This window comes from Okeania sp. SIO2C9 (genome assembly GCF_010672455.1).
Taxonomy (GTDB): domain Bacteria; phylum Cyanobacteriota; class Cyanobacteriia; order Cyanobacteriales; family Microcoleaceae; genus Okeania.
The window spans coordinates 33,470-57,733 of sequence record NZ_JAAHGO010000026.1 but is presented as its reverse complement, the minus strand read 5'-3'; the positions used below and the strand labels follow the sequence as shown (position 1 = coordinate 57,733).

At 34.4% G+C, this 24,264-nt stretch carries 14 protein-coding genes; 8 read left to right on the top strand and 6 right to left on the bottom strand.

The window, feature by feature from the left end:
• Nucleotides 1-3: 3 nt before the first annotated feature.
• A complete protein-coding gene (locus tag F6K23_RS20550; RefSeq protein ID WP_293159252.1) occupies nt 4-816 on the bottom strand; it encodes a SnoaL-like polyketide cyclase in 813 nt (270 codons plus the stop codon).
• A 480-nt stretch (nt 817-1,296) separates the two neighbouring features.
• Here F6K23_RS20550 and F6K23_RS20545 point away from each other — a divergent pair, with 480 nt between their 5' ends.
• From F6K23_RS20545 to F6K23_RS20530, 4 genes are all read left to right on the top strand, one after another.
• Nucleotides 1,297-4,983 (top strand): WD40 repeat domain-containing protein, encoded by a 3,687-nt coding sequence (locus F6K23_RS20545; protein ID WP_293159250.1) that lies wholly within the window; start codon nt 1,297-1,299, stop codon nt 4,981-4,983.
• Nucleotides 4,984-6,418: 1,435 nt separating this feature from the next.
• The gene (locus F6K23_RS20540) at nt 6,419-7,312 is read left to right on the top strand and encodes a hypothetical protein (RefSeq protein WP_293159248.1); all 894 of its coding nucleotides are present in this window, start codon (nt 6,419-6,421) and stop codon (nt 7,310-7,312) included.
• Nucleotides 7,313-7,955: 643 nt separating this feature from the next.
• Complete coding sequence (locus F6K23_RS20535) at nt 7,956-8,132, top strand: hypothetical protein (RefSeq protein ID WP_293159246.1); 177 nt, start codon at nt 7,956-7,958, stop codon at nt 8,130-8,132.
• A 108-nt stretch (nt 8,133-8,240) separates the two neighbouring features.
• A complete protein-coding gene (locus tag F6K23_RS20530; RefSeq protein WP_293159245.1) occupies nt 8,241-8,384 on the top strand; it encodes a hypothetical protein in 144 nt (47 codons plus the stop codon).
• Nucleotides 8,385-8,552: 168 nt separating this feature from the next.
• Here the strand turns inward: F6K23_RS20530 and F6K23_RS20525 are convergent, their stop codons facing one another.
• On the bottom strand, nt 8,553-8,702 hold the full coding sequence (locus tag F6K23_RS20525) for a hypothetical protein (protein WP_293159244.1): 150 nt from the start codon (nt 8,700-8,702) through the stop codon (nt 8,553-8,555).
• A 164-nt stretch (nt 8,703-8,866) separates the two neighbouring features.
• Here F6K23_RS20525 and F6K23_RS20520 point away from each other — a divergent pair, with 164 nt between their 5' ends.
• The gene (locus F6K23_RS20520) at nt 8,867-9,103 is read left to right on the top strand and encodes a hypothetical protein (protein ID WP_293159242.1); all 237 of its coding nucleotides are present in this window, start codon (nt 8,867-8,869) and stop codon (nt 9,101-9,103) included.
• 244 nt (nt 9,104-9,347) lie between these two features.
• Here F6K23_RS20520 and F6K23_RS20515 read toward each other — a convergent pair whose 3' ends face one another.
• Nucleotides 9,348-11,078 carry a bifunctional serine/threonine-protein kinase/formylglycine-generating enzyme family protein gene (locus tag F6K23_RS20515; protein ID WP_293159310.1) on the bottom strand — a complete coding sequence of 577 codons (1,731 nt, stop codon included), beginning with the start codon at nt 11,076-11,078 and terminating at the stop codon, nt 9,348-9,350.
• A gap of 905 nt (nt 11,079-11,983) precedes the next feature.
• Here F6K23_RS20515 and F6K23_RS20510 point away from each other — a divergent pair.
• The 3 genes from F6K23_RS20510 (at nt 11,984) to F6K23_RS20500 (ending at nt 18,524) form a co-directional block, all read left to right on the top strand.
• The gene (locus F6K23_RS20510; protein WP_293159240.1) at nt 11,984-14,062 is read left to right on the top strand and encodes a cation:proton antiporter; all 2,079 of its coding nucleotides are present in this window, start codon (nt 11,984-11,986) and stop codon (nt 14,060-14,062) included.
• Nucleotides 14,063-15,605: 1,543 nt separating this feature from the next.
• Nucleotides 15,606-17,666 (top strand): cation:proton antiporter, encoded by a 2,061-nt coding sequence (locus F6K23_RS20505; protein ID WP_293159238.1) that lies wholly within the window; start codon nt 15,606-15,608, stop codon nt 17,664-17,666.
• A gap of 639 nt (nt 17,667-18,305) precedes the next feature.
• The gene (locus F6K23_RS20500) at nt 18,306-18,524 is read left to right on the top strand and encodes an NfeD family protein (protein WP_293159236.1); all 219 of its coding nucleotides are present in this window, start codon (nt 18,306-18,308) and stop codon (nt 18,522-18,524) included.
• Nucleotides 18,525-19,137: 613 nt separating this feature from the next.
• On the opposite strand, the gene F6K23_RS20495 is transcribed toward F6K23_RS20500, so the two are convergent.
• The 3 genes from F6K23_RS20495 to F6K23_RS20485 form a co-directional block, all read right to left on the bottom strand.
• Nucleotides 19,138-20,832 (bottom strand): PP2C family protein-serine/threonine phosphatase, encoded by a 1,695-nt coding sequence (locus F6K23_RS20495; protein ID WP_293159234.1) that lies wholly within the window; start codon nt 20,830-20,832, stop codon nt 19,138-19,140.
• A gap of 540 nt (nt 20,833-21,372) precedes the next feature.
• Complete coding sequence (locus tag F6K23_RS20490) at nt 21,373-22,278, bottom strand: AraC family transcriptional regulator (RefSeq protein ID WP_293159232.1); 906 nt, start codon at nt 22,276-22,278, stop codon at nt 21,373-21,375.
• Nucleotides 22,279-22,704: 426 nt separating this feature from the next.
• Nucleotides 22,705-23,388 (bottom strand): Crp/Fnr family transcriptional regulator, encoded by a 684-nt coding sequence (locus F6K23_RS20485; protein ID WP_293159230.1) that lies wholly within the window; start codon nt 23,386-23,388, stop codon nt 22,705-22,707.
• Nucleotides 23,389-24,264 lie beyond the last annotated feature (876 nt).

Sequence of the window (24,264 nt, the reverse complement as noted above, 5' to 3'; positions counted from 1 at the left end):
ATGTCAATGCATAAAAGCTGCAAAAGGACAGCGACTTACTGGTGAATTAGAGACTTTTGGATTTTTTTTCAATGGCAAAAAGTTTTTGATAAAACCCATAAATTTCTGTTGTAAGGAATTAGAAGTTTGTGTTCCTCCGGATGATTTTTGTTGCTTTTCAGCAGTAGCTTTACCACCGGATGTTAGACTATCTAAAAATTTTGTATTGTCATAATAGTGTTCTAATGAAAGAATTTTTAAATCATCACTAACTTTGACAATACTTACTCCAATAACTTCAATTGTTTCTCCTGTAGAAACATAATCTTTATAATTTCCTCGAAAGTGTCCCCAATGTCTCCATTTAACAACAATTGTTGGTGGGGGAGAATAAACTTCTACGACTTCCCATAAAAAACCTTCGGGAAATGCAGTATGAAAGAGATTTGTGGAAGTCTCAAAACTTTCTTCTGAAGCTTTATAATGCTGAGTATTACCTATCAATAATTTGTAAGTACCTGAGTCTATTAAATCTTGTAATTGATAATTAGTTCCACCGTTTGTACTCATACGGAATTTATCTTGAACTACAGTTAACCAGTCTTGAGGATTTGTTTTAAAATTTGCCTCAATATCGAATGTTCGTACTAAATTTTGTACAATTGATTCAAGAGAGTTTTCTGTGTGGTTATATTTACTTTCTTTGGCTAGATTTTTAGTAGAAGCAGTATAATTTGGTGCTGCTCCATTACGCCATTCTACGTTCTGACTGGATTTTAATACTTCCTCTCTATCTTGAACCCATAATGGTAGATTATTGGTGTTAATTTGAGTCATTATGTACCTCGTTTCATTAATGGATAATGGATAATTACTTCTTTAACAATTGATAATCAACAATGGATAATGGATAATGGATAATTATTTTTGAAGGCAATTATCAACTATCAATTATCAATTATTAGGAGAAACTTTCAACCTAATGAATTAATTGCTAATTATCAATTGGTAAATTATTCGTTAATATAGATGAAAGTAGATTTTAAAAATAACCATTAACTGGAAAATTTGAATGTCTTTGTAATTCCATCTGTAAGTATCATTGCATCTGTTAATTATTAACACCAGGGAAGTTCGGGAAGTTATAAAAAATTATTTGTATATTTGAGTATCAAGTGTTCTGAACCCTAACAATTTCAATATTTTTGTCATAACAGTATAGTCAATAATAAATCAAATAAAAATGTAAAACTTCCATAAAAATCCATAACTTCCAGATTGATAATAATTATGCTGAGGAAGAATAAGAGGTAAATAATGGGTAATTCTACTATGGCTGGACGAAGCAGAGGTAAACGAGGAGTTATTCTAACAAGTGAGGGATGGCATAAACTAAATAATGCTCAACAAATTCAAGAAAGTAAAGAAAATTCTGTCAAACCTTATACTATTGAAAATTTGAGTGAAATAACTAGACTCGATCCGACGACTATTTCTAAGGTTTTACGTCGAGAAGTTGGTGTTGATAAACGTACTTTAGATCGTTTTTTTCGTGGTTTTGGTTTGGAGTTAAATCCTAGTGATTATACAAAATTAGATTTCGTGAATAATAAGGTTGAAATACCAAGGGATAATAAACGAAATAATTATTTTTGTGATGAAGCTCCAGATGTTTCGATTTTTTATGGTCGTTCTGAAGAGTTAAATATACTCAAAGAATGGGTTGTAGATGATGGTTGTCGTTTAATTACATTAATTGGAATTGGTGGAATTGGGAAAACTACTTTATCCGCGAAAGTTACTAAAAATTTGAGTCAATATTTTGAGTGTTCAATTTGGTTTTCTTTACGGAATGCACCACCACTTTTAGAAATTATTACTAATTTTTTACAGGTTTTATCTAATGGAGAGGAAACAGATTTAGGGAAAAATATTACTCTGATAATTAATAAGTTAATTGGATATCTGAAAAATCGACGTTGTTTATTAATTTTGGATAATGTTGATGCTATTTTTTCGGAGGGTAATTATGCTGGTAATTATCTGGAAGGATATGAGGGTTATGGTGATTTTTTTCAAAAAGTAGGGGAAACAAATCATCAAAGTTGTTTGCTAATTACTTCTAGAGAGAAGCCAAAAGAAATTGCTGCTATTGAAGGCAAAGAGTTACCTGTTCGTTCATTACAAATTAGCGGTTTGGGTATTTCAGAAATCAAGGAAATTTTTAAAGCTAAAGGAATTGTTGATACTAGAGATTTAGATTTACAAGAGTTGATTAATAATTATGGTGGTAATCCTTTATATCTTAAAGTTATTGCAACTACTATATTGGATTTATTCGATGGTAATGTTGATGATTTTCTGGCTCAAAGTACAACGGTATTTGGTGATATTTGTAATCTTATTAATCGACAATTTCAGCATTTATCACAATTAGAAAAATCTGTATTATATTGGTTGGCTATCAACAGAGATGCTGTGGCTATAACCGAATTAAAGGATGATTTATTGTCACCTAAGTTTGAAAATGGGAATAGGAATGAATCAACTCTGGAATTAAGATCGATTAATCAGTTTAGTTTACTAGAAATATTAGATTCATTACATCGTCGTTCCCTAATTGAAAAAACTAGAGATGATATTCACAATAGCTCTAAATTTTCACTACAACCAGTAGTTATGGAATATGTAACTCTAAATTTAATTGAAAGAATATCTTACGAAATTATCTGTGGTGAAATTTTACTATTTCAAAGTCATGCTTTGCTTAAAGCTACGGCATCGGATTATATTCAAGAAATACAAAAACGTCTAATTATTAAACCAATTATTGAACGTTTAGAAATGACTTTAGGCAGTAAGGAGGAAATTGAGAGTTATTTGATGAAAATGCTCGATCGCTTCCGCAGAAAGTCTCCGTCTTTTACTGGATATGTTGCGGGAAATATTCTGAATATACTATCTAATTTATCTGTAAAAATCAGTGACAAAGATTTCTCCGATTTAAGTATTTGCCAAGGAAATTTACAGGGGATAACTTTAAACAATGTTAATTTTACGAATAGTAATTTTGCCAAAACAACTTTCACTGATACCTTTGGTATTATTTTTAGTCTAGCTTTTAGTCCGAGTGGAGAATTTTTAGTTACGGGAAGTATTGATGGTGAGGTTTGTTTGTGGAAATGGCAAGAAAATCGACAAATTTTTAAACATCAAGAACATACAACTATAGTTGATTCTATTACTTTTAGTCCCGATAATCAAAAAATAGCTAGTTCTAGTAGAGATAGAAATATAAAAATCTGGGATGTTGCTACAGGAAAATGTATTTTTACTTTAAATTCACCGAACAATCAAATAGTCAAAAGTATTGTTTTTAATTTCGATGGAAGTCAGTTATTTGGTTACTCAGAAAAACAAATAATATCTTGGAATTTAGAAACTGGTAATTCAGATATATTGATTGAATCAGAGAGTTGTATTTCTGCCTTAAGTCTTTCCCCTCAAACAGGTCTCTTAGCTTTTGGTTGTGAAAATGGTGTGGTTTATTTGTGGGATATCAACACAAGAACAGTTACCAATAGTTTTAACACGAACAGTGGCGTAATTTTATCAGTCAAGATTATCGATAATAATCAGATTTTAGCTTCTAGTTTAGAAAATAAAACTGTAAAAATTTGGGATGTACATAATTGTAAATGTTTAAATACATTCAAATCTCAGAGCTATCATATTTCCTTGATTGATATTAGTATTAATGGTGAAAATTTGGCGACTGGTAGTGGAGAAAAAATTGTTAAAGTCTGGAATATTCAGACAGGTTTATTTTTACAAAGTTTAGAAGGGCATCTTTCAGAAATTAACGCTATAACTTTTAGTAGTAAAAATATTTTAGCTACAACTAGCGTCGATAGAACAGTAAAAATATGGGATATAACTACAGGTAAATGTCTGAAAACTTTACAAGGTCGTGCAGATTTTGTTCATTCGGTTATTTTTAGTAAAAATGCTCAAATAATTGTGAGTGGCAGTCAATATACAATTAAATTTTGGGATGTAAATACTAATCAATGTCTATCTACTTTTTTTGAACATAAAGATTGGCTTTCTTCATTAATTATTAGTCCTGATGAAAAATTTATAGCTTGTGCAAATGTCGGTAATAGAAATAATATTATCCGAGCTTGGCAGATAGATAGCCTTACTAAAAATAATCTTCACGAAATTACTAATCATCAAATATCTCACAAAATATTGCAAGGACATAATGATAGTATTTGGTCGATTGCTTTTAGCCCAGATAGTACGAAAATAGTTAGTGGTAGTAGCGACAGAACTGTAAAAATTTGGAATTCTCAAACAGGAGAATGTTTAAAAACTTTCTACGGTCATTCTCGCCCGATACTTTCTGTTGCTTTTAGTCCTGATGGAAAAACAATTGCAAGTTGTGGCGGTCATTCAATTATTAAATTTTGGGATATAGTCACCGGAGAATGTAAGAGAACTATACAAGAAAAAGCTTCTTATATTATTAGATTTAATTTTAATGGTTTAATTTTAGTTAGTGGGCAAACTACTGGAATAGTTAAACTTTGGGATGTAGTTACTGGAGAATGTATTGAGACTTTAGGCAAATTTGGTAAACCAATTATTTCTATGGCTTGTAGTTATGATGGTAAATTTATCGCTTATGGTACTTACGATGGAATTGTAAATATTTGGGATATTAAAAATAGTCAATCAATCAAAATATTACAAGAAAAATTTTCCTCAATTTGGTCTCTTGCTTTTAGTTCAGATTCCAATTTCTTAGTTATAGGTAGAGATAGAGAAAAATTTCAAGTTTGGGATATTAATGCGGGTAAAATAATTAATTCTTTTCAGGGCGACAGACCTTATGAAAATATCGAGATTTCAGGAGTAACAGGTTTGTCAAATTCAACTATTACTAATTTAAAAGAATTAGGTGCATATAATTGTAAGCATTCAGCATTCAGCTATTAGCTATCAACTATTAATCCATTGCTGAGTTAAGCAGGAATTGTTATTGATACATTGAGAAAGAATTAAAAGTTACTCTCAAATCACACTCCCTTGACTTCATAAATCTATTTACATTGTTTATTAAAAAGCTAAAAGCTGAATGCTTATATCAAGTCTTATTAAGAACGCTATAATAAAGATTTTCTTCTCTATCAGAGAGAATATTCTTCAAATTTCCCTTTGTTCCTTACTCCCTACTCCCTACTCCCTAAATTTTTCCGAAGTGGTTATTTAAAGAGACATGATATTAAATATAATTAGGGCTTGCTGATTAGTTCTCAAAGTATTGATAAATAAAGGTATTAGTCTTTTTGGGGTTCAAAAAAGTGCCAGATTTTCGGTGCAAAAAGCTCAAAAAGCTAGTATTTTGGGCTGACTATGGTAGAAAAATTAAGGAACAATTCTTACTCCTACCTCCTTTAAATTCCTATTTCTCCTGTCTCCTGTTTCCTACCCCTACTAAAAGACTAGTGAAGCGCAAACCCTCATTAGAGACTATTGATCAACTTGAAGGAAAAATATTACTAAAGTGCTTCCTCAAAATTCTATAAGCTTGGCGATCGCTATAATCTGAAATTAAATATTTTTATCGCTAAGAAATAATTGGTTAGGACTTACACGAATGACGAATCTTAGACTAGAAAATGTTTTTCCAACTTTTCCCTGTTATAGTTGTGAAATACTTTTTTAGTTGAATAAAAAGTCATGCGCAGGTACGAGCAAACCCCATTAAATACACAGTATCACAATTTTTTTGAGGATGCAAGGGAAAATCTCACTGCGCCGCCGATTTTTTTCGAGTGCTTCACAGAATGATATTTTCCTTGATTTTCAAACTCTTGTAGAGAGAGTAAAAGTTAGGATGTTATCGTGCTTGAACTACTTATCGGAAAATTTGCTCCATGCAAATAGGATAGAAATATCGTCTCCGGAACCAAGATAAATTGTAATGGAGAAAAAATTAATACGGACAAATAAATTATGAACAATTCAATTATCACATTAGTAGATAACTTACCCACTGGTGGGATTACAGTTTCAGCATTACGCGCTTAGGTAGTAGGTTTTAGAGAATATTTGTCAAATAAAATTAGAAATTTTTTTAGTTGAATAAAAAGTCATGCGTATGTACGAAAAGCACCAATTAAACACACAGTATCACAATTTTTTTGAGGATGCAAGGGAAAATCTCCCTGCGCCGCCGATTTTTTCGAGTGCTTCACAGAATGATATTTTCCTTGATTTTCAAACTCTTGTAGAGAGAGTAAAAGTTAGGATGTTATCGTATTTGAACTACTTATCGGAAGATTTGCTCCATGCAAATTAGGATAGAAATATCGTCTCCGGAACGAGGATAAATTGTAATGGAGAAAAAATTAACACAGACAAATAAATTATGAACAATTCAATTATCACATTAGTAGATGACTTACCCAATGGTGGGATTACAGTTTCAGCATTACGCGCTTTAGATTTCATCGTACCTGGAGAATGGAACAATTTAGTAGGTTTTAGAAATACTGTTCGTAAAGTAACTGGCGAAGAAGACTTAGAAAGGATTCAAAAAATCAGTGAGCGTGCTTTGTGGATATATAATGACGAATCTCAAGGTTATCAGGGCGCTATCTGGGCCTACCAAACCCTGGATAAAGCTGATGCTGCGATGGGTGCGGCAGCAATGGCCAACAAAATTGGTGAAAAAATCTCTTTTCTCAGTTTTCTGAATAAGTTAACCCCAAGTGCCGATCAAACTCAGGCAGTTGATTTAGCGATTAAGGTGGTGGGTGAGTTGGTTGCTTTCTGCAAATTAAATGGAATGCCAACTAGAGAAAGTTTAGGAGATTTTTCGGCAGCTTTGGCAGAAGAATATAGTGGACCTTCTTTGATGCGAATGGTTGCTTTGGTGTGTTTTGATGGGTTGATTCCTTTGGGACCTGATTTTGTCGATCGCGTGGGAGATATTATTGGGGGAATGAGTTCTGCTGGTCTGCAACAAAATCCTTTGTTTCAGAAGGTAAATAATTTGATTCCTGGTGATGGTACTGAGGGTAAGCTTGATTTTATTGGTAATAGTTTTGATGCGGTTAGGGGTTGGATGAGTAATTTAGTCTCGTCGCAGGGATTAGACCCTCAAATGATTATTGATCATTTACAAGGTTTTGTGGATATTGCTGATGATAAGTTGGATTATTTGGCGGCTTTTCTCGATTTGACTACTAATTATTTTGAACATACTGGTACTCAAACTGTTGCTCGTCGTTTGATTTTGCAAGCGGCTGAGGAAGTTTGAACAATTAATAATTAATAATTAATAATTAATAATTAATAATTAACAAATACATCTCCTTGAAAAGAAGAGGATTGATGCGGTAGGGAAAATTTTTTCTTCTCTTGGTCGATTAGATATGTGGTCGATTGGATATGGCTCTGAGACCTCGCCATCCCTCGACCGCTTTTTTTCTCCTTTAATTATTGGCGTACGCTTTTGAGTCGTTATATATGCTTACTTCTAAAATGCTGTTTTGGTGTTGAATAAAAAGTCATGCGTAGGTGCGAGTGACACCCAATGATTACATACTACTATGATTTTTTTGCCGATGCAAGGAGATTCTCCTGCTTATTTTTTTGGTGCTTCGCAGAATGAGTAATTAGTTTGTGATGGTAGCGATCGCTCTGTGAGTTTATTTATCAAAGTCTCTATGGGAGGGAGAAATCTTTTCTTTTGGTGCTTCACAGAATAATTTTGGCTTCTGATTTTATTATTGGCGATCGCTTTTGAGTCTCTATATATATGCTTAGTTGATAAAATCCTGTTTTTTTGTTGAATAAAAAGTCATGCTTAGGTACGAGTAATGCGCAATAATTACATACTACTATGATTTTTTTAGGGATGCAAGGGGAACATCCTCCCTACTTTTTTGGTGCTTCATAGAATGAATAATTGGTTTGTGAGCGATCGCTCTGTGAGTTTATTTATCAAAGTATCTATGGGAGAAATATTTTCTTTTGGTGCTTCACAGAATGATTTGTGGCTTCTGATTTTATTATTGGCGATCGCTTTTGAGTCTCTATATATATGCTTAGTTGATAAAACCCTGTTTTGCTGTTGAATAAAAAGTCATGCGTAGGTACGAGCAACCCCCAATAATTACATACTACTATGATTTTTTTGGGGATGCAAGGGGAATATCCTGCAAATATTTTTGGTGCTTCACAGAATGATTAATTGGTTTGTGAGCGATCGCTCTATAAGTTTATTTATTAAAGTCTCTATGGGAGAAATATTTTTGGTGCTTCACAGAATGATTTTCTTTCTAATGTTGGCGATCGCTTTTGAGTCTCTATATAGTACTTACTTCTAAAATGCTGTTTTTGCGTTGAATAAAAAGTCATGCGTAGGTACGAGCAACCCCCGATAATTACATACTACCATGATTTTTTTGGGGATGCAAGGGGAATATCCTGCAAATATTTTTGGTGCTTCACAGAATGATTAATTGGTTTGTGATGGTCGCGATCGCTGTGTGAGTTTATTGAGCAAAGTCTCTATGGAAGAAATATTTTGCAGGTGCTTCACAGAATGATTTTCTTTCTAATGTTGGTGGTGGATTGTAATGGTGGTGCATTGCATTATTTTTGTTACGACCTACGGCAGTGGGAGCATCTTGCTCCCGTGCCAACCATCCCTTGTTTCTTGTATACCATTACTATGCAGGACTATCCTGATGTATTGTAGGCGTACGCTTTTGAGTCTGTATATAGTACTTACTTCTAAAATGCTGTTTTTGCGTTGAATAAAAAGTCATGCGTAGGTACGAGCAACCCCCAATAATTACATACTACTATGATTTTTTTTCCGACGCAAGGGGAATATCCTGCCTATTTTTTTGGTGCTTCACAGAATGAGTTATTGGTTTGTGATGGTAGCGATCGCTCTGTGAGTTTATTTATCAAAGTCTCTATGGGAGAAATCTTTTCTTTTGGTGCTTCACAGAATGATTTTTGGCTTCTGATGTTATTGTTGGCGTACGCTTTTGAGTCGTTATATATGCTTACTTCTAAAATGCTGTTTTTGCGTTGAATAAAAAGTCATGCGTAGGTACGAGCAACACCCAATAATTACATACTACCATGATTTTTTTGGCGATGCAAGGGCAATCTCCTGCTGATTTTTTTGGTGCTTCACAGAATGCAGACTCAGATTAATCATCCGTGCATCGGTGGCAAAATCTTTGTCTTGCCCTGACTTCTCCGCTCAAACGGATTATGGCACGGATGTACGGATGGATGTAGGAAAGAGGGCAAAAGGTGAAAAGAGAAAAGGGCTACAGAGTTCTCCCGCCATCGCATACTACACGAAAACCAATAATGTCGAAGTGCTTGTCGCGCCTAAAGTTGAAGTCGCGAATCGCAGAACGGCAGTCATTAGGATTGTAAAGCCAGGAACCGCCACGCAGCGCAGAACGATTCTCATTTTCATCTAACCAAGCACTTCCATCTTTAGGTGCACCATTATAATTATTGTGCCAATCATCAGCACACAATTCCCAGACATTACCATGCATATCGTACAAACCAAAAGCATTAGGTGGAAAAATTCCTACATCTGTTGTTTCTTGACGATATTTTCCTTTCGGTTCATCAGCATAAGTAAAAGTACCACGATAGTTAGCTAGCTCAGACGTTATAGTTTTGCCAAAATAAAATGGTGTTGTTGTTCGAGCTCGACAAGCATATTCCCACTGACTCTCACTGGGTAAACTATATTTTTTACCTGTTATTTGAGAGAGTTTCTGACAATATTCTGTGGCGTTGTTCCAACTTACATTTTCTACAGGACGCCTTACACCTTTAAACCTAGAAGGATTATTTCCCATAATTGCTTGCCATTGTGCTTGAGTGACTGGATACTTTCCCATGAAAAATTCTGGCACATCTACATAATGTTGCGGACTTTCATTATTTTCTCTCCCTGTTTCTGTTTCTGGAGACCCCATAAGAAATCTACCTGTGGGAATTTTTACCATTTCTAGGGTGACTCCATTATCGAAGTTTTCTGTCATTACTTCTGCTTGACCTGGACTGCGACTGATTATTTCTCCCCTGGTATTTACTGTCACAGTCTTAAATTTTTGAATGGAAATATTTGCATTAGAGGTAGATGCTAATACTATTTTTGCTGGTTTTGTTACTGGTATAGGTGTGGGTGTGGGTGTTGGTTGTGGTGAAGTTGTCAAACCTAATGCTTCTAATACTTCTGTGGAATTTTCATAACGCTGTGGAAAATATTCATGTACCATCCTGTCTAATATATTTGCCAGATGGTTAGTTACTTGTGCTTCATTTCGCCAGATAATATTTCCTGTCTTTGTGTCTGTGGGTAAATTGTGGGGGTCTTTTCCTGTGAGTGCTTTTATTCCTACCATTCCTACTGCATAAATATCGCTACTCAGTTTTGGTTTACCGATCGCCTGTTCACTTGGCATATATCCTGGTGTTCCTACTGCTACGGTTAAGGTGGTTTTCCCTGGTTGGTTTGCTGTGGTTAATACGTTTATTTCTTTTACGGCACCAAAGTCTATCAATACTATTTTGTTGTCTGACTTACGACGCATCAAGTTTTGTGGTTTGATGTCTCGGTGAATTATATTATTTTTATGAGCTACTGCTAATGCTGATAATATTCCTTTGAGTAAGGCAATGGTGTAAGACTCGCTTAATTTTTTTCCTCGGGTAAGTTCTTTACTTATATCTTGCCCTTCTATATATTCTTGTACTAGGTAAAATTCTGTTCCTTCCTGGAAGTGAGCAAATAGTTTTGGTATTTGGTCTGAGTCTTTGCCTAATTCGTATAGTGCTTCTGCTTCTCTATCAAACAATTTTTGGGCAATGGGCAAAACTGCGGGGTCTGAGGTTTTGGGTGATAGATGTTTGACTACACATTTGGGTTTTTTTGGTAAGTCTAAGTCTTGAGCTAGGTAGGTATCTCCAAAACCTCCACTTCCTAGAGTGTCTATTATTTTGTAGCGTTGTCTCAGGATTTTTCCAGACTGTATCATTACTTTTCAGTTATCAGAATTCCTCGCATACTGCCTAGCAGGGAAATATGGCTTTTTTGGCCTAATTTATTTGAGTATATATGAGCACACCTTTTCTATTATACTTATAATATCATGTCAAGTTTTTTTGTCAACCGCCCTTTTTTCAGTTATCAGCGATCAAATTTCTTTGTAAACTGTCTAGCTTTGTTTCAAAATTTTTCCCAAGCTGTGTAATTTAAAGAAACAGTCAGCGGTCAGCTTTCAGCATACTTTTTGTGAAGCACCAACGAGGATTTGAGCAAGCCTGCAAAAATATTTTATTTCGCCTTAAAAGGTGGGGTGGCGCGACCCAATTATTTTGATAAAAGCTGATAGCTAGTTAATTTTGCTGTTAAGTTAGGGAAATATGGTTTTTTTGGCCTCATTTATTTGAGTATATATGAGCGCACCTTTTCTATTATACTTATAATATCATGTCAAGTTTTTTTGTCAACCCCCCTTTTTTCAGTTATCAGTTATCAGTTATCAGTATCCAGTTAGTAGTATTCAGCTAGTAGTAGGACTTGAGTAATAAAATCAATATTTAATGTGCTAAAGCTCTACTACAGACAAAGGAGATTTCAACAGTTAGTAAAGCTTTTATCTAGAACTAAAAGCAATAGTTGATAGCTGAATGCTTACTTTTTCCCTTCTTCCTTCTTCAATTGTTACTCTTTACTATAAAGTAGAAATAATAGGATGTTTTTTTATCAAAATAATATGGGTTTAAAACCCCGTCTTTTAAGGCGAAATATTTTTGGAGTGGGGCTTAAATCCCCGTTACAAAAATAACTTCTGTAGGGGCGAACGGCCGTTTGCTTCGCATAACTATCGTTAACGCCCCTACTGACTTCTGACTTCATTAATAGGGGATAACAAAGGTGCTTTCACAAAATCCGATTGTTACATTTACGATTCTTTTATTAGTAATTCTCACTCTGCCACCTCTATTTGAACGTCTCAAACTACCTGGATTAGTGGGTTTATTAGTGGCAGGAATTATTTTAGGTGGAGATGGATTAAAATTACTCGACCCCGAAACAGAAACGATGAAGTTATTATCAGATATTGGTAAGGTTTATCTGATGTTTGTCGCGGGATTAGAAATTGATTTAATAGAGTTTAAAAAAAATCAAGACCGCTCTGTTGGTTTTGGTATTGCTACATTTTTATTCCCACTTATTACTGGTACATTAATTGCCAAAATATTTGGCTTGGGTTGGAATGGTGCGATTTTAACTGGTTCTTTACTTGCTTCTCATACTCTCTTAGGTTATCCCATTGTTCAACAGTTGGGTGTTGTGGGAAATCAAGCAATTACTGTTACTATTGGGGCGACTATTTTTACTGATATTGCTGCTTTATTAGTTCTGGCAATTTGTGTGTCGATTAATGCTGGTAATTTTTCGGCGATTAGTTTAGGAATTCAATTGGGAAGTTTGGCAATTTATTCGGGAGTAATTCTCTGGGGTTTTCAATGGGTGGGTAAACAATTTTTCCGGCGAACTACTAATCAAGAAAGTAATCAATTTTTGTTTGTTTTGTTGGTGGTGTTTATTGCTGCTTTGGGTGCAACATTGATTAATGTCGATCAAATTGTTGGTGCTTTTTTGGCAGGTTTGGCAATTAATGATGTGGTGGGTAAAAGTCCGGTTAAGGAAAAAATAGAGTTTGTTGGGAGTGTTTTATTTATTCCTTGTTTTTTTGTTGATATGGGATTATTGCTGGATATGTCAGCTTTTGTAAATACTTTTTTAACTAGCTTTGAATTAACTTTATCTATTATTTTAGGTTTGCTTGGGAGTAAATTTTTTGCTGCGTTTTTGGCAAAAAAGATTTATAAATATAATTGGCATGAAACGATGAGTATGTGGTCTCTATCTATGCCACAGGTGGCTGCTACTTTGGCTGCGGCATTGGTGGGTTTGCAAGTAGGAATTTTGCCAGAGGTAATATTTAATAGTGTAATTTTTTTGATGTTGGTTACTTCTATTTTGGGTCCGATTCTTACTGCTAGGTTTGCGAGTAAAATTTCTGTGCCAGAGGTAGATTTTACCTCGGATAATTCTTTGATTTGGTGGGAAACTCATCAGCAAGTTCCAGATAGTTTTACTGAGAGGGTTGATGGAATTTTTAATCATAAGTTTGTTGTATTAGTGCCTGTATATTTTTCTCCAGGACAAACAAAGTATTTAATTGAAATGGCAGTAATGTTGGCAAAACATGAGGGGGGTTTAATGATTCCTTTATCTATAGTAAAAGGTTATCTAAATATGGATGATCCTCAGTTAAATTTGGCTTTACAACAGAGTAGTGAAAAGTTAGATTCTGTTTTAGAAATTAGTCGAAGTTTTGAAGTTGATGCTACTTCTGAAATCCGAATTTATGATGATTTTGCTAAAGGTGTTAGTCGCACAGCAAGGGAAAAAAATGCTAGTTTGATTGTCATGGGTTGGCGCAATACTACTGGTATTAAATCTCGTTTATTTGGAAATATAATAGACCGAATATTTTGGTCTGCTCATTGCCCGGTAGCTGTGGTACGTTTGTTGGAAAAGCCAATTAATATTCATCGGATTTTAGTACCTGTTAAAAATATTACTCCCCAAGCATTAAGAACTGTACGTTTTGCTCAACTTTTTGCTGATGCTAATCAAGCTTCTGTAACTCTACTTCATGTATGCGATCGCCAGACTTCTAAGGAACAAATTGCGAAGTTTCATTCCCAACTTTCTCTGCTTGTTTCTCAAGGAAAAACCGAGGTAAAATCGAGAATTAAAATTATTCGTTATGATGATGTTGCTCCTGTAATTAGTAAGGCAGCAAAATCATATCAATTAGTAGTATTACGTTCTATGCGGCGACGTACTGCGGCAGGATTATCTGTTAGTGATGTTACTACTAAAGTTTTGTCAGAAATTACTTGTTCGGTAGTTATATTTGGAGAACCTTATTCTTAGTTTTAGGGAATAAGTAAGCATTTCCTGCGGACTGCTGCGCAAACAGCGGTCAGCTATGAGCTATTAGCTTTTAGAAGTAATTATTCATTAGACATAGGCGTGGAAATTCAAAATCAAATCAATTCTTATCCATCTATTTCTATTTCCTAGCAGCCAAAATCATTATTTTAGGCAATAGGGAATAGTAGAAATAATCTCAGAATATTTCTGTTTCCGACCAGCCAAAATCATTATTTTGGGGAATAGGGAATAGGGAATAGGGAATAGCAGAAATAAGTAAGCATTTCCTGCGGAATGCTGCGCAAACAGCGGTCAGCTCTCAGCTATTAGCTGCTTAGAAATAATTACTAATTAGACATCTGCTAGAAATTCAAAATCAAATCAATTATTATCCATAAATTGTCAATTATTTTTCCCTTTTCCCTGTTCATTCTTTTCTGGAGATGTCTATTACTCACATTGCTGATAGCTGAATGCTAATAGTTGAATGCTTACAGGAATAATCTCAGAATATTTCTGTTTCCAACCAGCCAAAATCATTATTTTAGGAAATAGGAAATAAGGAATAGGGAATAGTAGAAATAATCTCAAACTATTTCTGTTTCCAAGCAGCAAAAATCATCATTTTAGGAAATAGGGAATAGGGAATAGAGAATAGCAGGAATAATCTCAGAATATTTCTGTTTCCAACCAGCCAAAATCATCATTTTAGGGAATAGGGAATAGGGAATAGTAGAAATAACCTCAGAATATTTCTGTTTCCAACCAGCCAAAATCATCATTTTAGGGAATAGGGAATAGGGAATAGGGAATAGTAGAAATAACCTCAGAATATTTCTGTTTCCAACCAGCCAAAATCATCATTTTAGGGAATAGGGAATAGGGAATAGGGAATAGGGAATAGTAGAAATAACCTCAGAATATTTCTGTTTCCAACCAGCCAAAATCATCATTTTAGGGAATAGGGAATAGGGAATAGGGAATAGGGAATAGTAGAAATAACCTCAGAATATTTCTGTTTCCAACCAGCCAAAATCATCATTTTAGGGAATAGGGAATAGGGAATAGGGAATAGGGAATAGTAGAAATAACCTCAGAATATTTCTGTCTCCGAGCAGCCAAAATCAGAGATAGATTGTATTTATTACTAATAGATCTCTCTTCAACCATTAATAATTAACAATTTCCTCTTCTTTTCAAGGAGAGGATTGACCCTTAAAGAGAATTTTTTCTTGTTTCTTCTTTAAAGGAGAGGCTTTAAAGCTTAATTATTCGGTAAAAATCAAAAATCAAATCAATTCTTATCTATAAATTATTAATTATTTTTCCCTGTTCCCTGTTCCCTGTTCCCTGTTCCCTATTCACTCTTTTCTATAAATGTCTATTAAAATTTTATATTCTCTGTTTCCAGATTCGGCGCTCCAGTGTTCCCTTTTCAAAATTGGGATATATAGTCTAAATGCTGAACGAGCTAACTTAAATTTTTGTGCAAAATGTAGAGGGTTTGCTAATATATTGAAAATTTTAATCAGAGGTAATTAAGTTGCTACCCAATACTCCAATTGTTGCCTTCGCTATTCTTCTACTGGTTATTTTAACCATTCCGCCTATTTTTGAACGTCTCCGACTACCTGGTTTAGTAGGATTATTAGTAGGAGGAGTTGTACTAGGTCCTCATGGTTTACAGCTTCTAAATAGTGAGACAGAAACTATGAAGTTACTATCAGATATTGGCAAAATATATCTGATGTTTGTCATAGCTTTAGAAATTGATTTAGAACAATTTAATCAAACTAGAAATCGCTCCATTGGTTTTGGCTTTATCACTTTTTTTATCCCTATTATTGCAGGTATTTTAGTTGGTAGATTTTTTGGTTTTGGCTGGAATGCTTCGATTTTAATTGGTTCTCTATTTGCACCTCATACTCTTTTAGGTTATCCCATTGTTAATAGATTGGGTGTAGTGGCTAATGAAGCGGTTACTGTGACTATTGGAGCAACAATATTTACTGATATTGCTGCTCTATTAGTTCTGGCAATTTGTGTGTCGGTTAATGCGGGAGAATTTTCTGTTGTTAGTCTGATTATTCAGTTAGGAGAATTAGCTATTTATGCAGTAGTTGTTTTGTTTGGTTTTAAATGGTTAGGGGAACAATATTTCCGTCGGACTGGGGATGAAGAGGGAAATCAATTTTTATTCATAATGTTAGTTGTATTTATTGCTAGTGTAGAAGCACAAATAATTCATGTTGATATTATTGTGGGAGCTTTCCTAGCTGGTATTGCTGTGAATGAAGTTGTGGGAAATGGTCCGGTTAAGGAAAAAGTGGAATTTATTGGTAGTACATTGTTTATTCCTTTTTTCTTTGTAGATATGGGATTGATTTTAGATGTTCCGGCTTTTGTTTCAACTATAACTAATGAATTTGTAATGACTTTAGCTATTATTGTAGGAGTAATTATTAGTAAATTTCTTGCAGCTTTATTAGCGAAACAATTATACAATTATAATTTCCCAGAAACTTTGACAATGTGGTCTCTCACTTTACCTCATGTTGCTGCTACTTTAGTCGAAGCTTTAGTTGGTCTTCAGGAAGGAATATTAACAGAACCATTTTTCAATGGCGTAATTGTTTTAATGTTAGTAACTTCTATACTCGGACCTTTAACTACATCCAGATTTGCTCCCTTATTATCCCAACCTTTGAGTCTATTTAATGGTGGTAATAAATCTGGAATTTGGTGGGAAACACATGAACAAGAATTAGAGGCAGAAAGTGATGAACATAAGTTTACTGTTTTAGTTTCCATATATAATCCTGTAACTGAAAATTATTTGCTAGAAATGGGAGCAATGTTAGCCAAACATGAGTCAGGATTAGTTGTGCCTTTATCAATTGTTAAAGCTAATTTTCATTTGGATGAACCAGTTTTAAGTACAGCAATTCGCCATAGCGAACGACAACTAAAACGAACTCAAGAAATTACTCAACAATTTCATGTTGAAGCTCAACCAGAACTACGAATTTATAATGATATTTCTCAGGGAATAAGCTGCACTGCTAGAGAAAAAAATGCCAGTTTAATTATTATGGGTTGGAGTCAACAAAGTGGTTTACGGGCGCGTTTATTTGGAAGTATTATTGATAGTGTTTTTTGGTCTTCTCATTGTCCGGTAGCAGTGACAAGATTACTAGATGACCCTATTGATATTCATAAAATTTTAGTACCAGTAAAAAATATTACTCCTCAAGCATTACGAACTGTTCGTTTTGCGCAACTTTTTGCTGATACTAATCAAGCTTATGTGACTTTATTACATATTTGTTCTAGTGTTAGTTCTGTAGAACAAATGGAAGAATTTAAGTCTCAACTTTCAGAGATTGTTTCTGTTAATGAATCTGAAGTTAAATTAAAAATTAAAGTTATTGCTAATGATAATGTTGCTCAAGTAATTGTTAAAATGGCACGGTATTTTGATTTAGTTATTTTGCGTTCTATGCGTCGTCGTACTGCTGGTGGTTTGGCTGTTAGTGATGTGACTAATGAGGTTTTGAAAGAGTTAAATTGTTCTTTGGTTTTGTTTGGCGAACCTCATTCTTAAGTTAAGCAGGGAGTAGGCAGTAGGGGAGTAGGGGAGGTTGAATATTGAAGTGTAGATAGAATTATAAACATATACTATATAACCGGATTTTATATAATACCAATTAGCTAGTTATTGTTAATTATTCTTGTTTTTACCGAAAAATTGTGGTTTAAAGCCTCCCCTTTTAAGGGGATAATAAGCGGTCGTTTGCGCAGCATTCCGTAGGATGGGATGGCGAGGTCAAAGGAGCCATATCCAATCGACCAAGAGAATAAAAATTTTCATCTCTTTGTCAATCCTCTTCTTTTCAAGGAGAGGTAATTATTAATTATTAATTATTAATTATTAATTATTCATTATTCATTATTCATTGTTGAATTCTTCCCTGCTCCCCCGCTCAATAAAATGTAGCAAACATTTATCACCCTTGGTAAATACCTAATTCTATTACAGCCTCAAGTAAAATTGCGACAAGTATATATATCTACAAAAATTATCAGAACTGTAAACTCAATAATCTCCGGAAAACGACATCAGCAAAATGTAGTGCTATTTAAGAACAAAATCAAGTATTTAAGCTTTTTAAGATTTTCTAACTATGGGGGCATTTAAAAAATTAATACTGACTCAAATTTAAGGAATAAAGGAAGAATAGTAATGCAGACATTTAGTAATAATACTCCCAAAATATTTTCTAAACCTCAAGTTGGTGTGGTCGATGAAAAGATTACTTTTGATGAACCTGGGAGAGTTAAATTCAAAGCTACATATTGGCCTGCTATGCTTTTTAGAGGTTACAGCATGACTCTTGAACCTGGTCAAGAAGTTGCAGTTATCGGTCGTCAGGGAATTACATTATTAGTACGCCCTTTTTAGAGGTGAGGGAGTAGGGGAGTAGGGGAGTGGGTAGGGATGTTGCATACAACGTCCCTACTAAGAAGGAACTCACTCCTAACCCCTCCTGGGAGCAGGGTCAATTTATTGTCACGGGAGCGAAAAAGGGAGTGGGGGAGTAGGGGAGTGGGGCAGTAGGGTCAATTTATTGTCACGGGAGCGAAAAATTGTATCCTTTGAAATTTCGTACATCTTGCTAGGATTAGTTAAGCAAAAATATAGAGTTGTAAATATTCTCCCCAGGCAAAGAATTAGCCCTGCTCCTGGGAGGGGAATTCAATAATGAATAATGAATAATGAATAATGAATAATTAATAATTACCTCTCCTTGAAAAGAAGAGGATTGACAAAGAGATGAAAATTTTTATTTATTATCCCCTTAAAAGGGGAGGCTTTAAACCACAATTTTTCGGTAAACATCAGAATAATTAATGTGCTCCTAGGGTGCTAATTGTCAAAAATACGATTTGGCTGATGTTCCTTTGACAAAAAGATAATTTCTGACCTAAAAACTGGTATTAAAGCCATTCATTTTGACTCCTGACTCCTAAAAAATCACCTATTTATTTGTAGCAAATATTTATCAGACTTGTTATTAAACTTGTCGTTGTACAGCCAATAAAGTAATATCATCAAACTGTGTGGCACTACCAGTATGATTTAAAACACTAGTAGATATTTCTTTGAGTAAACCTTCCGCCGAAGCTGCTTTTTTCTCTACAAGTAACCGCAATTTTTCATTGGTAAAAAATTCACCTTTACCATTACGAGCTTCTGGTACTCCGTCTGTGTAACCCAATAAAATTTCACCAACTTCTAAGTGAGTTTGTTCAATTTTAAATTTCATATCGGGCAACATTCCAACTGCTGGACCTGTAGAATTTAACTCTTCCTTGATTTCTCCTGTAGCACTAATAATAAATAGTGGTTCATGACCACCATTAATATAAGTAATTTTGCCATTATTTATGTCTAAAACCCCAAAGAAAAGTGTGGCAAACATTCCCACTTCGCCATGATTTTTCGCAATATAATTATTAGTCAAACATACAGCTTTCAAAGCATGATAGCAATCTTCAGTAGCTAGACCTCTATCTAAATACAACTTATCTTTTTCGCTTCCTAAATCCTCATTCATTTCTTCAAAATAATTTTGACCAGAAAAAACTCTAATTAAGCTGCGGAACAAACTCATAAATAATGCTGCTCCTACTCCTTTATCGCAAACATCAGCAATTACTAATCCTACTGTATGATTAGAAAGTTCAAATACATCATAAAAATCACCAGCAACTTGTCTAGCTGGTTGAAAGAAACTAGCAATTTCCCAACCATTTTGTTGCGAAATTTTAGCAGGTAGAAAATTCTGCTGCATCTGATGACCTTGCTCTAATTCATAATTAAGAGCTTGAGAATAAGCTTTGACTTTTTCTAGACTTTCCTGTAAAGCTGCTTCAGCTTTTTTCCGCTCACTGATTGCTTCAGAAATTTTCATAAACATTAGTTCAAAGGCATTAATTACTTCTCCTAATTCATCTTGTCTTTGGAGAGAAATTGAGCTAAATGCAGGTGGTTCTCGATCATTATATATTGCTTCCCCTGCTTGATTCAAATCGCTTCTTAATAGTAGAATAGGATTAATTATAATTGGTTCTAAACATAGCCAAACTGTAATTGTCAAAAACAGAGATATGATAATAACTAAACCAATAATTCGAGAAATATAAGCCAGTAATTCTGGTCTGATATTAGAACAATCATGGCGAATAATAATACTATAGTCTGTTTGCATATCTTTTCCAGACCAAATTAAGTCATCATAACGATAAACATTACTACTGGTGGAAAGGAAGAGTTTTTTGGAATTATTTACTTCAGAAAGTGACAATTCTGGAGACTCACCAAATGTACCTACTTTTTGTTTGTTAGTATCATAAACAGCACCTCCTAAAATTGAAGCATTATGTTGCATAAGTTCTGATAAATGATTGACAAGCTCTGTATGTGAAGCATTAGGATAGGTAATCAAAATCCAAGCAACTTTCCCAGAGGACATTTGCTTAATTTGAGATAGAAGTTCTTTTTCTCTTCTCTTGACAGAAGGGATTAAAAGAATTGCTTCAATGACAATAATGCTAGTAAAAACACATAACACTACACGACGAGACAATTTTGATTTTAGTCGGTCATTAATTGACTGAGCTAACTTTTGAATGCCAGATAGTTTGCTATTCTGTTTATTTTTTTTCATCTCAATTTTGGTTTGATAACTTGAATTATTTGATAACATATATTCTGCTCTTTATTATATATATTATTTGACTGCTTTACTCTAAAAAATCATACTTTATTCGTTTATTTTAGGGAGTAGGGAGTAGGGCATAGAAAAGAAGAAAAACAACTGTACCTCATTAACTTGAGAAACACTATATCTAAAAATACTAACTATAGATTATGTTATTTAGAGAGCGAATGCACAAGCAAAGATTAAGCCAATACACTGTCTTAATATTCGGTATGTTCGGTGGATTATGACGGACAGTTAAAATTTTGCTTCCCTACCCATAATTGTTGTCGTCTAACCCACCCTACACCTGGATTTAATATTCCTTTTACCGAATAATTAAGGTTTAAAGCCTCTCCTTTAAAGGAGAAACAAAAAAAATTTTCCCTATCCTGTCAATTCTCTTCCTTTTAGGGAGAGGTAATTATCAATTATTGACAAACAGTATCTGATATATTATTTTAAACAATTATTGTAATTTTATAGCTACAAAAATTTAATTTTTATCTCTGAAACTGTACAGATTTATTCACGATAAAATCTGCTTTAAATAACTTGGTTTTTGTATTGTTTTGGAGTAGTACCTGTAAGTTGATGAAAGATTTTAGTTAAGTGGCTTTGATGAGAAAAACCACATTGAAAAGCAATTTCTGTAATACTTATATTTTGTTGTTTCAATAATTTTTTTGCCATTTCTACCCTTTGGTGAATTACATATTTATAGGGACTAATACCCATTGATTGTTTGAATAACCGGGAAAAATGATATTGACTCATACCAACTACAGCAGCAATTCTAGCTAGTTTTAAATCTCGGTCCAAATGTTCATTAATATATTCAATTGCTTGACGAAGTCTATATTTTGATAATCCTCCTCGGTACTCATTAACTTCTAAAGTCATAGTGGAATATTCGCGGACTAAGTGAACGGTTAATGAATATGCTAATGATTCTGCATATAACCGACCTGCTACTCCTCCTGATTCTAGTTCCCCTAGTAGCAGCAACCCAACCTGGCGAATAAATGGATCGCGCAGAGTAAATCTGTCTACGAGTTCAATTCGCTGGGGGTCTACTTCTACTACTTCAGTCGCAACTTTTTCCATGAGCGAAGGTGCTAAATATATGTATAACAAGTCTGGGTTTCCTTGAATATGCCATTGGGAAATTTCTCCACTTGGCACAACAGTTATATCTCCAGGTACTATTCTCCCCCGGTCGTATTTTCCTTTTAGCGATCGCTCTATGTGACAAGGATAGTCTAAATGAATTATCAGTAGTTCTTCTGGTATTGCAGGTAAGGAAAATTTACTTTCTGCTGCGGAATAGTATATACGTTGTAGCAGAATACCTTGCCAATTATTCTGTTTACTTGATATCAATAGTTTGCTAGATTCTGGTTGGTCTGATATTTTTGTTGATTGAGGAATTACATTAGATTGTAGTATCATTTCAGTTATCAGTTATCAGTTATCAGTTATCAGTTATCAGTACCTGTTTGCGCAGCATTCCGTAGGAAAGTCAGAGGTTTGAAATATTGAACTTTATTTTATCTTGGTCGATGGTCGGTCAGCGCAGGTTTCGGAGCCATCCTTTGACTAGAAGGAGGAAGGAGGAAAATATTGTGTTGTCTGAATTTTAGGAGTTTTGCATTGTGGAATGGGCATCTTGCCCGTTCCTGATATTTTCCCCGTTACCTGATATTTTCCGCTTTTTTCTCCCTTAAAGGAGAGGCTTTAAACCTTAATTATTCGGTAATATAGAATCGGGGTATATAGTATATGTTGATAATTCTATAATTACTTCAATCTCCCCCACTCCCCTACTCCTCCACTCCCCTACTCCCCCACTTCCCTACTCCCCCACTCCCAACAACTCTAATGTAGGGCGATCGCACGCTGAGAACGACTAATCAAACCATCTCTTTCTAAGCGTTTTAGGGCACGGGATAGAGTTTCTGGGGTCAACCCTAACTCAGCAGCTATTTCTTTGAGGGGTCTATCTAAGTTGACAGATGCTTGGTTAGAAAGTCTAGCTATCTGGGATAAATATTGAAGCACTCGTTCGTGGGCAGTCTTGATATCCCGTAATTCTAGATGGTGTTGTAGACATTGATTCTTTTTGACTAAAATTGCCATGAAATCTTCAGCTAAGTCGGGATAGCTATGCAAAGCTGCTAAAAAATGTTTCTTTGGATAAACCATTACTTGTGAGGCTGTTTCTGCGATCGCTGTATTGGTATATCTGCTAGAAAAAAGTGTTGTCTCGGCTAAAATATCTCCTGCTGTAGCAGTGCATAACCTAACTATTGTTCCACAACTTTTGTAGCGCACTACTTTGAGTCGCCCAGTCTTGACAATAAAGACTGCTTGAGCTGAGTCTCCCTGCCAGAATAGTTTTTGCTCTTCTGACAACTCTCGCATAGCGATCGTTTGACGTAAATAAGAAGGAAGGATATCTATATCTAAGAGCTTCGTCGGCACTTTTGCTTCTCCTGTTAAGTGAGATTTATCAGTTTTTTTGGAACGATTATTCCAGAAACCACAAAGAAAATCACACAAATTTCAGCGTTAGAAGTTTATCTAAAGAATGTCATAACAGGGTGTTTTCCAGTTGTGGACAATCCGAGCCAAACTTGTATAAATTGATAATTGATGGTTATTTTTTGCTTATATAACTACCCTACCAATAACAGAACGCTCAGTCAAGTATATTAGCTTTTATTCAAATAAATTATTAATTATTGCCAATTTAGAAGCAATTTATATACTTTTAATCAAATTCTCATCATTAATTTATCTGTTTCTCATCATTAATTTAACTTTTATATTAAAGTCAAAGCTTTTGATATAGCTCTTAATATTGTGTCTCGTTAAATACCCACAAATAACTGTTATTCTCGAATAGGAAATAAGGTCAATTCAGTTATCAGTTAGAGACTGTTTCTCAACAAAAGATTAAGTAGTGGACTGACACAGCTAAAACTGTGCAATAGATTTTTGTCTCTAGTCCACTACTGGATTTTTCCCTTATGGGTTTAATATCAAATCCGGCTAAATAACCTCACAATCAATAGATCCAGAAAACAGGCAGTAGGCAGTAGGGAGTGGGGGAGTAGAGGTAAGCATTCAGCATTCAGCATTCAGCATTTCCTACGGAATGCTGCGCAAACAGATACATGAACATATTCAAGAAATTACTAAGGTTAGCTGAAGACATTTTTTTTATAAGTTTTAATTCTCCTTGGTGACTAATTCCTATTTTGAGCTGATAATGAGCTAACAACTAATAGCTGATAGCTGATGGCTGAATGCTTGGGAGTAGAGGAGAAGTAAAAATAATGATAATTAATATTAAATTGACTCAAGTTAGCAAAAAGTTTATTAGGATAGTTTAATTACTTAATAACTGAAGTGTTACCTAAGTATAGCATTAAT